General features: G+C 43.2%; 9 protein-coding genes and 1 tRNA gene. 8 read left to right on the top strand and 2 right to left on the bottom strand.

Going from position 1 to position 12,001, the window contains the following annotated elements:
- Positions 1-93: 93 nt before the first annotated feature.
- Both GJQ68_RS04185 and GJQ68_RS04180 read left to right on the top strand, forming a co-directional pair.
- A tRNA-Thr gene (locus GJQ68_RS04185) sits at positions 94-166 on the top strand.
- Between the two features lie 361 nt (positions 167-527).
- Positions 528-2,228, top strand: coding sequence for a DUF262 domain-containing protein (locus GJQ68_RS04180; RefSeq protein ID WP_162416042.1), 1,701 nt, complete (start codon positions 528-530; stop codon positions 2,226-2,228).
- 162 nt (positions 2,229-2,390) lie between these two features.
- Here the strand turns inward: GJQ68_RS04180 and GJQ68_RS04175 are convergent, their stop codons facing one another.
- Entirely contained in the window at positions 2,391-3,080 is a 690-nt protein-coding gene (locus tag GJQ68_RS04175) for a TVP38/TMEM64 family protein (RefSeq protein ID WP_162416041.1), read from the bottom strand.
- A 322-nt stretch (positions 3,081-3,402) separates the two neighbouring features.
- Between GJQ68_RS04175 and GJQ68_RS04170 the strand changes: the two genes are divergently transcribed.
- The 3 genes from GJQ68_RS04170 to GJQ68_RS04160 all read left to right on the top strand — a co-directional run bounded on the left by GJQ68_RS04170 (position 3,403) and on the right by GJQ68_RS04160 (position 6,744).
- Positions 3,403-4,701 (top strand): glycoside hydrolase family protein, encoded by a 1,299-nt coding sequence (locus tag GJQ68_RS04170; protein ID WP_235941084.1) that lies wholly within the window; start codon positions 3,403-3,405, stop codon positions 4,699-4,701.
- A gap of 113 nt (positions 4,702-4,814) precedes the next feature.
- Positions 4,815-6,140 carry an amidohydrolase family protein gene (locus GJQ68_RS04165; protein ID WP_162416040.1) on the top strand — a complete coding sequence of 442 codons (1,326 nt, stop codon included), beginning with the start codon at positions 4,815-4,817 and terminating at the stop codon, positions 6,138-6,140.
- Positions 6,141-6,519: 379 nt separating this feature from the next.
- Positions 6,520-6,744, top strand: a complete 225-nt coding sequence (locus tag GJQ68_RS04160; protein WP_162416039.1) for a hypothetical protein — start codon at positions 6,520-6,522, stop codon at positions 6,742-6,744.
- A gap of 449 nt (positions 6,745-7,193) precedes the next feature.
- On the opposite strand, the gene GJQ68_RS04155 is transcribed toward GJQ68_RS04160, so the two are convergent.
- Positions 7,194-7,898, bottom strand: a complete 705-nt coding sequence (locus tag GJQ68_RS04155; RefSeq protein WP_162416038.1) for a toll/interleukin-1 receptor domain-containing protein — start codon at positions 7,896-7,898, stop codon at positions 7,194-7,196.
- 642 nt (positions 7,899-8,540) lie between these two features.
- Here GJQ68_RS04155 and GJQ68_RS04150 point away from each other — a divergent pair.
- From GJQ68_RS04150 to ggt, 3 genes are all read left to right on the top strand, one after another.
- Complete coding sequence (locus tag GJQ68_RS04150) at positions 8,541-9,527, top strand: hypothetical protein (protein WP_162416037.1); 987 nt, start codon at positions 8,541-8,543, stop codon at positions 9,525-9,527.
- Between the two features lie 206 nt (positions 9,528-9,733).
- The gene (locus GJQ68_RS04145) at positions 9,734-10,000 is read left to right on the top strand and encodes a hypothetical protein (RefSeq protein WP_162416036.1); all 267 of its coding nucleotides are present in this window, start codon (positions 9,734-9,736) and stop codon (positions 9,998-10,000) included.
- A 102-nt stretch (positions 10,001-10,102) separates the two neighbouring features.
- Complete coding sequence (gene ggt, locus GJQ68_RS04140) at positions 10,103-11,764, top strand: gamma-glutamyltransferase (RefSeq protein ID WP_162416035.1); 1,662 nt, start codon at positions 10,103-10,105, stop codon at positions 11,762-11,764.
- Positions 11,765-12,001: the final 237 nt, after the last annotated feature.

Genomic DNA, 12,001 nt, shown 5'->3' with positions numbered 1-12,001 from the left:
TTTCTTGCTTAAATTTTGATTTACCAGGCGTATCAAATTATATTTGCACTCGCATTCGGGGATAAATACTTTATCCTTTGATTGATTCCCGAAGCCTCCTTAGCTCAGCTGGTAGAGCAACTGACTTGTAATCAGTAGGTCGTTGGTTCGATCCCGACAGGAGGCTCTTGATTATCAGGCACTTATAAGAGTAATCTTGTAAGTGCCTTTTTTATTTGCACGATATTGTGTTATTAGCGGGCGAATTAGCATTTGCGGATGATACAGGTATTTCAGGTACATACCTGGTCTATACACCACCACGGAGATTCACAGCCGTATTCTGTCAGTTTCCAACAAAAAAGAAGTTTCTCCGCTTGATTCCTTATCCGAAACCCTTAATTTGTTAAATAAAAGCCGAATGTCGGGTGGGCAGCTAGTGCGGATACACGCAATTCCCCTCCAAAAAATTGCTTTATACAGATGTTGGAGCACATTACAGTAGAGGTTAATTAGCACTTCATCATTCGAGTTCGTAACTTTATCACATGAATTTAGACACATCGAATCGTACCTATCGTCAACTTGTAGGGAACGGTCTTATTTATTCTGTCCCAAGATTCCAGAGAGATTACAGTTGGACACCAACTGAGTGGGATGATCTCTGGCAAGATATAGAAGGGCTTTTCGAAGATGGAGGTGAAGAAGAACACTATATGGGATATCTCGTCTTGCAATCCAGGGATAGTAAAAACTTCGATGTAATTGATGGCCAACAAAGACTCACCACTTTGAGTATACTTGTTTTGGCATTTTTGGGCAACCTTCAAAAACTCATAGATGATGGATTAGAACCTGAAAAAAATCAGAAGCGACTTGAACAACTGCGTAGTACTTTCATAGGCTATTTGGATCCCGTTACTTTGATTCCTAAAAGCAAGCTTAACCTTAATAGAAATAATAATAATTTATATCAAACGTACTTAGTACCACTTGAAACGGCCCCGAAAAGAAATCTAAAGGCAACTGAACACTTAATGAGAAAGGCCTATGATTGGTTTTTCAATGCTGTCCGACAAAGATTTTCTGCTAACAGAAGAGGAGATGCTTTTGCTCAATATATTGACTCTCTGTCTGATAAATTATTTTTTACGGTAATTACGGTAAATGATGAATTGAATGCATATAAAGTTTTTGAAACGCTAAATGCAAGAGGGGTTAAGCTTTCATCAACTGATCTATTAAAAAACTATTTGTTTGCGGTGGTTCACAATCACGGTGCTGATGAACGTGAAATGATGGAACTAGATAATCGTTGGGAAAGACTAGTAGGCTTAATTGGCAGTGAAAGCCTGCCCGACTTTTTGCGAGCTTATTGGAATAGCAAAAATAAGTTCGTAAGACACTCTGAACTTTTTAAGCGTATTCGAGAAAGTATCACATCAAAGGGAGGTGTTTTCAGCTTAATGCGAGACCTTGAAGGCAATGCTCACATTTTTGCCGCTTTGCCAAGTAGTGAAGACTCACTCTGGAACAATGAACAAAAAAAGTACATCAAGACATTACGGATGTTTAATGTGCGCCAGCTTTACCCCCTTCTTTTGTCGGCATATAACAAATTCTCTGAAGGAGATTTTACTACTCTTCTCAGATCTTGTTGTGTTATCTCATTCAGATACAATATAATAGGTAACCTAGCTACCAACGAACAAGAAAGAGTTTATAATAGGTTAGCAGTTGAACTATCGAGTAATACAATAAGTACTTTACAAGATTTAATTTCCGCTCTTTCAACTTTGTATGTATCGGATGATAAATTCAAAGGCGATTTTTCTGAAAAGGAAATGAGGACTACTCAAGCTAGAAATAAAAGAGTTGTTAGATATATACTTTTTGAAATAGAAAGACATATTTCAAATAATGCTTATGATTTCGAGAGCGATTCATACAATTTGGAACATATAATGCCAGAGTCTATTCAAGAAGGCTGGGATCATATACAAGATAGAGATCATGACCAATTTGTATACAGGCTAGGAAACATGACTTTGCTTAATAGAAGTGTCAATCGAGACCTTGGAAATTCTGATTTCGAAATGAAAAAGGAGAAATATCGTGAGAGTGAATTTTCTTTGACTCAAAGGGTTGCAAATGAAAATAGTGAATGGAACCCAGAAAGGATATCGGAACATCAAAAATGGATGGCGAGACAAGCAACTGCCATTTGGCGTATTACACAGCTTATTTGACATGCTCCAATCGTGCAGAAGGCCTTGCCAGATTCCTCCTACGGGGAGCGTCTCTCACATCCGGAGTGCGACAAGAATTCGCTTAGAGGTATTGGCTCCAAACAATTTTACAGTAGCCTTACAAGATAGAAGTTTAAAATCCTTGAATTCCATTAGACCTGGTTACTTCCTTTGTTTCCGTTTTCGATCCCACCAGACATAGCCAATAAAACCCAGCAGACTGATTACTCCCACCCATACCAAGCCGCCTTTTAGGCGATCTGTATTTTCCCCCAGAAAGGCGGTGACGGCCGTAAGGGGGGCTATTCCCAACATGGTACTGCCGATAAATCTCCAGTAGCCCATGCGCAACATGCCCGCAATGATGCTAATAGCATCGTTGGAAAGGAAGGGGGAAACCCGGGTCACAATGACGGCCCAGAAGCCATAATCTTCCAGAAATTCGGATATTTTCTTTTCTGTTTTTTTTCCGAGGATTCGGTCGATCACTGGTGTACCGAATTTAACCCCTATTCCATAACCGATGGTGGAAGCCGTGAATATCGCCACCAGGATGATCCCCGCCCCGGCCCAGGGTCCGTAGGCCACTACCGTTACGACCATTAATAGAAAGGAGGGCACCACAAACAGAAACATCTGCAAGGTCATGGCAGCCACGATGAGAAGCGGCCCCCAAAAATCAAATTGCTCCACCCAATTGGATATTCTTTCCTCGTCATTGCTGCGAAGCACCTCCCAGGCCTCTGAAAAAAAAGTCTGTACGGAGTCATTAAGAAAATACAAAGCGATCAGCGTTCCGAAAAAAAGAATGGAAAGGATATAGGGCCAAACAGCCGTTTTATTGTCGGACATGCATCAAGAGTTAACGATAAAAACAGTTTAGGGAATAGCATAGATTGTACCGAAAGTACTCTTTTTCAATAAAAAAGTGAAGATTTCTGTGGAGAAACCTCCGTTTCCGGATTCATCGGCTTTTTTCATTTGTTCCCGACCCTTTTACGGATCTTAGTTTTTTTTATCCGACAATTGCTGATTTTTATTATCCGTCAAAGATGGCTATTTTTCGATTACTTGTAGAAATACCTCCTTTACGGAAATCCGGTATTGGTTCGCATTATTTGCGGAACGATCGTATGAGCCAACTTAATTTTATTCTGTAGAAAAGTAACTCCCTATGTTGACGAGCAACCATTTTCGTTGGGTAATGTATTGCGGCCTGGCGTTTTTTCTTTTTGGGTTCCAAAGCCTTGCTATTGGCAGTGGAGGATCCGGGATACCCCAAACAGTAAATCCAAACGCTTTTGAAGGAACAGATACGGAGCGCATCCTCCAGGCCATCGAAACGGCCAAAACAAGTACCCATGTGGTACGCATTCCGAAGGAAAATGCCAATGGAACCTCCAAATGGATGATTGATAGTGCGCTGTTGTTGCCCAGCAATATGACGCTGATATTGGACAACTGCACCTTGCAACTCTCTGATACAAGCAGGGACAACCTGTTCCGTTCGGACAATGTAGGGGAAGGCATAACTGACCCGGTTTGGAACGAAAACATACGAATTTACGGAATTGGAAATGCGGTACTTAAAGGAGCGGTCAATCCCCGGGCAACGGGTGACGGTGCCAGGACGCTTAGCCTGAATCCACAGGCAGAGCAGGAAAAGGGAAATTGGCGGGTAAGTTATGGAAGTGATGCCGGAAAACCTGGTTTGAAGCAAACGGGCGACTGGCGGAATATCATGGTGTTGATCGGATACGTCCGGGACTTCAGCCTAAAAAATGTTCGTTTTGAAAATGCCCATGGCTGGACCATTAGTTTTGAGCGAACGGTGGGAATAGACCTATCCGATGTGACTATTTTCAACGAAGAGTTTGTGACCGTGGATGGGGAGCAATTGATGACGGCCAATAAGGACGGGATTAACCTGAGACAGGGTTGTAAAAACGTTCGGATCGACCATGTCTCTGGTGTAACAGGAGATGATTTTATAGCGCTTTCTAATTTGGATACCGCCCCGGATATCCCCAAGCAAAACGGAGATATCAACGGGAGTATGGTGACAGCCAGTCGCTGGTACGGACCGGAAGATGATATCGAGCAAGTGGTGATTACGAATATCTCCTGTGAAAACCGGTACCGTGCGGTTGCGATACGGGGCAGCGACCGGGCAGGAATCCACCATATCTACATTAGTGGGCTGATTTTCAGAGCCAGAGAGGATCGATATGAAGCCCTGCTGATTGGAGGGAGGGGTTATGGAGAAGAATCGCTACCGGGTAAAATTCATACCATTCAGGCCATGAACATCATGGGAAATGGCCAATCCCTGGTACGGATACAGGCAAAAGTAGCCAACTGTCATTTTTTGAATGGCATGTATACCGGGGTAAATGAGCACGCTACCTTGTATGAGGTTGACCCTCTGGAGACCAGCAATGTGACCGAAAACACTTGGTTAAAGGTCAGGTGAGCATTTTGTTTCGATCCGGTGGTTTATCGAAGGACGCTATAGCCGCTTCTCGTTGCTTGTTTTGTTGGGAAAGGATGAATACATTTAGAAGATCCAACATAACCAGTTATCAAATGAATGTGAAACCAAAGAAAACGGTGAAATTATCGAAGAGTTTTGTTTTATTGCTGATCGGCAGTTTTTTAGGTCTGACCCAGCTGGCGTTGGCGCAAAACCCTTCCCTTTTGGAGGTAAACCCACCCGAAGGGCCTTCAAACGATCAGGTCAGCGCGATAGTAAATGTGCGTCTAATCGATGGGCGGGGAGGGTCGCCTCTGGAAAATGCAATCGTGCTGATCAAAGGCAATCGCATTTGGAAAGTAGGTTCTGAAGATCAAGTAGCTGTTCCTGTCGGAGCTGAACTAACGGATGGTACCGGTATGAGCTTGTTGCCGGGCTTAATCGATTCGCATTTACATAATGTCAATAACAACAAAGCATTACATGCCATTCTTACCAATGGGGTGACGACTGTCCGGGATCCGGGACATCCCTTTCGGTTTTACCAATCCCTGCATTTTGCACAGGCCAAAATGCCCCGGGTGTACCTGACCGGAGCCCATCTGGACGGTTATCCAGGGGTCTACCTGGATCAGGCTTCGCTGGTAAGGAGTACCGATCATATACAATCGTTAATAAAGGACTATGTATTACAGGGGGGATCTGGCATCAAAATTTATTTTCGGCTTCCCTTGAAGTATTATGAAACGGTGATCCAGACGGCTGATTTTTACCACATACCGGTAGTGGCGCATTTGGAGCTGGTAGATGCAGACGATGCCATGATGGCCGGGCTTCAGGGGATCGAACACATTACCTCTTTTGGTACCTCCCTGGCCGATCCGGAAGATGCCCGGGAATTCAGGGAAGCGGTGCGGGAAAACAGTAGTTACAGAAGAGATGGCAGGTACCGCCTGTGGTCGAAGTTAGATTTGTCTGCAGACCGGGTGAAAGAGGTGCTTGCCCTGGCAGTGAAAAACAAGGTGGTATTATCACCTACCCTGACCACCTTTGAAAGGCAAGTTGGTGACGAGGAGTATCAGGCAAAGGCCTTCCAAAACATGCTTGAATTCGTAGGAATGGCGCATGAAGCAGGAGTCACGGTGGTTACCGGTTCCCACAATTCCGGTAAATACGCCCAACCCGGCCTTGCCTACCAGCGGGAGATGGAGCTATTGGTTGCAGCCGGTATGACACCGTTGGAGGTCGTTTCCAGCAGTACCCTTCATAACGCCCGTTATTTCCGTACCCAGGACCGCCTGGGCAGTATTGAGCCCGGCAAGCTGGCCGATCTGATCCTGGTAGCAGGCGACCCCTCCGTAGATATCAAAGCCATGTACGCCATCAAAAAAGTCATGCTCAATGGGGAATGGGTGGATAGGGAGGAAGTGGTGGAGTAGCAGATAGTTCGAATTAGCGCAATGATTTTTTCGTCACAGAGGGCCCAAAGAGCCACAGAGGGCACAAAGGATTATGGGTTAATTTAGGGGCGGACCCTGAGCGGAGTCGACGGGTCGTATTGCTATCCATTTTCTCTCAGCACTAATTAGGTATCTGAGACCCTCGCTCAAACACAATGCCTTTTGGGCTATATTAACGGCTCTCACCCCGTACCACGCGACCGTTCATTTGGAATTTTCAGAGGGGAATTTAAAAGGAAACGGCTTTGAAACCGCTGACTAGCGTTGTTTGATTTCATACATTTGCATTCATTTTTTCAAATTTGAATAAATCATTTCATATCTTTTGACGTTAAGAAGCTAAATACCAGATATTATTATGAGCAACAAAAACGATTTTATTGAGGGGATGGGTTCTGTATTTGATATTGGAGGAGACCGACATTTCAATGAATTCAAAGAGTATCCAAGTAGGAACGGTGTAATTAGAAATACATGGAATAACCTAGGTTGCCACATTGACAATGCGGCAAATAAACTTGCGAAGGAAACTGGCCTATCATCAAATTCAACCAGAAGGAAACTTCGGTTCGGTAAAAAATAAATGAGCGAAAAATCTCCCATTCATAACCCTCCTTCGGTTAATGAACTAGAGGTTTAGTTATTAGAAAAAGACCCTCACATTTTTGATGGACTTTCTAATACTAAGAAAGGGAAAATATTAAAATCACTTAAAGATGTGATTAGGGTTGAAGTTAGGCAAAAAGTAACTCAATCTATGAGTTATTCCGGGCCTGTCCTGGGTATAAATTACAAAGAAATGCAAAAAATCCTGGCAATGCTGAATATCCAAGCTATTTTGTGATTGGGCTGGATCGAAAGGTATAAAGACAACTAGGCCACACACTATCACATCTTGAACATATGCTATAAATCCGAGTTTTATCTAGACGGCGATCCGCATAAATAACGAGCTTATTGCAAATAATTATCAATGGAACAGGATAGATGGCTCTGCGAAGCGAATGAAAGCATTGATATATAACTAATTAATCAATAAATGATAGGAGAAATAACTGATAACAATTTGGTTTCCCACCCATTATCATACATTTTTAACCAATGTATTTTATTAAATTCACTAGGTGGTTGACATTTATCAATTAAAATTGGAATAATATATCGCTTTCCAAATACTTTGTATTCATAATTTTCTAAAGCCATTCTCATTTCTTTATTTTTATAGCCATCTCTAATTAATGATTTGGATGATAGGAACACTAAAACAAAGTCTGAAGCTTTCATTGCTGCTTTTATTTTCGATTCCCAATCATCACCAGGAAGTAAGTCTTTGTCGTCGTACCATGTCAAAACTCCATTTTCATTCAATAAACTCATTACGTTTTCAACTACAGTTTTATCTTCTTTTGCATATGATAAAAATGCTAGATTTAGAGGTAAGATTACTTGTTTGTTTATGATTGGAAGTTCTCCAATACTAAAATATTTACCAGTTCCAGGAATTTTATATTTTATTTTTACATGCCCTGGTTTTTCAGCTAGGACTTCCAATTCAAAAGTATGAGGAATGGGCTTATTATTCTGAAGTCCGATTCCACTAATTTCATTCTCCATTATTCTAACTTCCTCAATTTCGGCTATAGCTATGTTAAGGATAATATCTTTGAGATCATTAAAATCTATTTTTTTCTCATTATTTGTTTTAATCTGGTAAATCTTATTTTTTTCAAAAGGCAAGAATGGGAATGAAATTTTGTGTTCATTTAAATCACGGAAAGTAAAAGGAATTTTACCAATTACATTAGATTTATTCTTAAGAAATATCTGAATATCCTTTCCTAAATAATTCGTAATGTCAAAATTTTTTATTTGGTATTAAATTATCTACTAATTAATATTAATTCTTAACTATCCGTACTCACCAGTTGCAGCTATTAGGCTTTAAGCTTCAGAAGGTTATTTCATAAATTTAAAAAAAATCGAATAAAAAACAACTAGGATTTTCATTTCAATTCATCTCGATCTCCCATCCCCAATCCACTTGCCTATTTTCCCTGCATTGCAAGCTATTAGGTGACCCCCTCTTCCGGCTCAAATACTAATCCGGGCTCCCAGGCAGGGACTTTCGAAACCGTCTCCAAAGCACTTATGGAAGCAACTCCCTGAGATCCCATCTACTTGGGCAGACGCTACACCTTTTTAGCCTTTACAGGTCCCCCGGGATCCTCGGTAAATGAGGGTAGAAATATATGGTGTCACACGAATGCCGGATTCACTAAGTTAAACATGCTCCGGGAATATGGGGTCTCATAAATTTCAAAACAAAAGGAACTTCTGGAGCTTTTTTTAACTTTTCCCTATCTTGTCCAAAAAAAGCCAATGGACCTGGATTCGGATTTAAAAAAAGACATTGAAGGTTTAAGGATAAGGATAAATATCTTTTTCTGGGTTGCTGTTGGATTGGCTTTTATTTCAGTCAGCACGTTCATTTTTTACGCCTATTTCCCGGGCAAAATCTACAATTGGTTTCCGGCCAATCCGCATGACTATGCCAATAACCTCTCAGTAGTAATGGCTTCCCTCTCTGGAGTCCTTTTCGTATACATAGCTTTCCTGGGCCAGCAGTGGCAGCTGATCTACCAGCAGCAGGAGATCCGGGATAACCGAATGGAAATGAAGGCCTCTACCGCTGAACTTAAAATACAGGCCAAAGCACTAACGGAGCAAATCAATAAAATGGACCGCGACTTCGTCCACCAAAATTTCTTTCGCATCCTGAGCCAGCATTTTAATGCAAGGGACCGGGTAGAGTATGAATTAGCTAAGTTGAATGGAAATGGAGAAAAGGCTTTTGAATACTACCTCCTCAAAATTTCTTTATGGGTAGATGATGAAAAAGGGTGGAACCAAGAAAAAACTGATATAGAAAAGAAGGACTTTTTAAAAGACAATGAATTCGATTGGCAGGAAAGGCCACGAAGTATAAAAAATATTGGCGATGGACAAGGTAAATTTCTTGATAGTCCTGACATTATTGACAAATTAGATAAGACCAAAATTACCTTTATATTTAGATCTGTAACTCACGAAGAAGGGTTGGGAAAATACCTCAGATCTTGTTACTACCTGTTTGAATACATGAAAGAAAATGCCCTTTCACAATACCTGGATGCTGTTGAAGCTGGTATGGATAAGTATGAACGCATTTTTTTGTTTTACCAGATGACTACCCGCTTTGAAGGTGATGGGCGTTTGGACTTGGTGGCTTGGTTGGCAGGAAATAGCTTCTGTTCAGCCAAAACATCTTTTGGATCCGAGACATATGGAATGGATTTACCCCATCGGCAGCGATCCGAAATACAATAAAATACACAACCCCCACCCTTAATCCTCAAGCTCTTTTTTTCAATCTCCCTAAATCTGGCCTCTGAGGCAAAGCCGAAGGGCTATCAATCTCCCTTCAATCTATTTCAACCCAAAAAACCTATGCGCCCTTTGTGCCTCCTTTGAGCGCTTCCCGCCTACCGGCCGGCAGGTGTGACAAAAACCCCTGTAACGATCCGCTCCTCCCTATGCATCATCCCCACATCATCAAATCATCAACCACCGTCATTGCGAGCGCAGCGAAGCAATCTGATCCGAAGCGAAACCGGAAGTCCTCCGTAGAATGCCCTCCAAAAACGAATGATGGATTCGCACACCGACAGACTGCCGCGGGTGCTGGGGCGATTACGACCATTAGACTGGACTCCGTTTGCACCCTCACAGTGACGGCATCATCCCCACATCCTCAAATCATGCATCAGTTGTCCATTGATCCGCCCAGGCTACTGCAATAAGAAACACTTTCACATCTTTTTCCATGATCGTTTGCGTTTTTTTTCCTAGCTTAAACTCCTGTGTTGCCTACCTTTTACAAATACCACTAAATACCAGACAATATGAAAGTATTCTTTTCACTCCTTTTACTACTGACATCCCTCCAGCTATCGCAAGCCCAGGACAGGTTGTCGGGCAAGGCGTTTGCTACGCGATCCGAGGTATTGGCTCGGAATGGAATGGCCGCCACCAATCATCCGCTGGCCACTCAAATTGCCATCGACCTCCTAAAGCGTGGAGGAAGTGCCGTGGATGCAGCCATTGCAGCCAATGCTTTTTTGGGATTTGCCGACCCTGGAAACAATGGCATCGGGGGCGATTTATTTGCCATTGTCTGGGATGAGAAAACCCAGCAATTGTATGGCCTCAATGCCAGCGGAAAATCACCGGGCAGCCTATCGGTAGACAAATTCAAAGCCGAGATCGAAGCGGGTAAAAGCCGTACTACAGGTCCGCTTTCGGTGACCACTCCCGGTGCTGTGGGAGGTTGGTTTGCCTTGCACGAAAAATTTGGACAGTTGGCGTTTAGCGATTTGCTGGAGCCCACCATCAATTACGCCCGGGAAGGTATCCCCGTTTCTTCCGAGGTATCGGATAATTTTTCAACCGTCAATTTGGGGCCGGGCAATCCATCCTTTGAGGCAACGTACTTTACGAGTGAGGGTAGACTTCCGCATTTAGGGGAGCTATTTTCAAATCCGGAACTGGCAAATACCCTGGAAATCATCGCTAACGAGGGAAGGGACGGATTTTACAGAGGGAAAGTTGCCCGAACCATCGCCGATCAGGTACAAGCGGAAGGTGGCTACCTCAGCACAGCAGACCTGGCAAACAACGAGCCCGAATGGGTTGACCCGGTATCGATCAACTACCGTGGCTACGATATTTGGGAAATGCCACCCAATGGTCAGGGAATGGCGGCACTTCAGATGTTGAATATCCTCAAAGGATTCGACCTGGCCAGCATGGGCTATGGCAGTGCCGACCATATTCATGCCTTTTTAGAAGCCAAAAAGTTGGCCTATGCCGACATGACCACCTACTATGGAGACCCCAATTTCGGCAGCATTCCCCTGGAGCGGTTATTATCGGAGGAATATGCAGCAGAACGCAGAAAATTAATTGATCCCGAACGGGCAGGCGCGTTTGAAGAAGGATTGACATCGGGCGACCACACGATCTACCTGACAGTTGCAGATGGGGATGGTAATATGGTCTCCCTGATCCAAAGCAATTCGGCGCTCTTTGGTTCCCGGGTGGTGCCCCCAGGCTTGGGCTTTGTACTGCAAAACAGGGGTGCCGGATTTATTTTGGAAGAAGGGCATATCAATAACTATGCGCCCGGTAAGCGACCTTTTCATACCATCATTCCGGCATTTGTAACCAAGGATAATAAACCCTTTATGAGTTTTGGTCTGATGGGCGGCGACATGCAAACGCAGGGACATGCGCAGATCATCATGAATATCATCGATTTTAAGATGAACCTGCAGGAAGCAGGCGATGCTCCTCGAATTTATCATCGGGATGAAAATCTCAAAAGTGGCGGCACGTACCTGGAATCGGGCTTTGATTATGAAGTGATCCGTGACTTAATGGATAAAGGCCATACCTTTCGCATGGGGAAGGGCATCTTTGGCGGGTATCAGGCCATTATGCGTAAAAATGGGGTGTATTACGGGGCTTCTGAATCCAGGAAGGATGGACAGGCAGCGGGGTATTAGGGGTATATTCCTATGCTGAATTGGAAACCGTAAGCAGTGCCTATCGTTTGCGACAGCTTGGAAGCATTTACGTATTTAAAAATCTCAACGTAAATGAAACTCCTCTTTTAAAATGGGAGTGGGGGATTTTTCCGGAGGTTTCTAATATTCAAATGACTGATTTATTGATAGTTACGTAATTAAATCCCCCTTGCCCCCTTGTCAAGGGGGAATTGGTATCGATAGGCTTCCGCTTCC

Source organism: Cyclobacterium roseum (assembly GCF_010119225.1).
GTDB lineage: Bacteria > Bacteroidota > Bacteroidia > Cytophagales > Cyclobacteriaceae > Cyclobacterium > Cyclobacterium roseum.
Note: the sequence above shows the minus strand (reverse complement) of the source record. Positions and strands in the feature narration are given on the sequence as shown.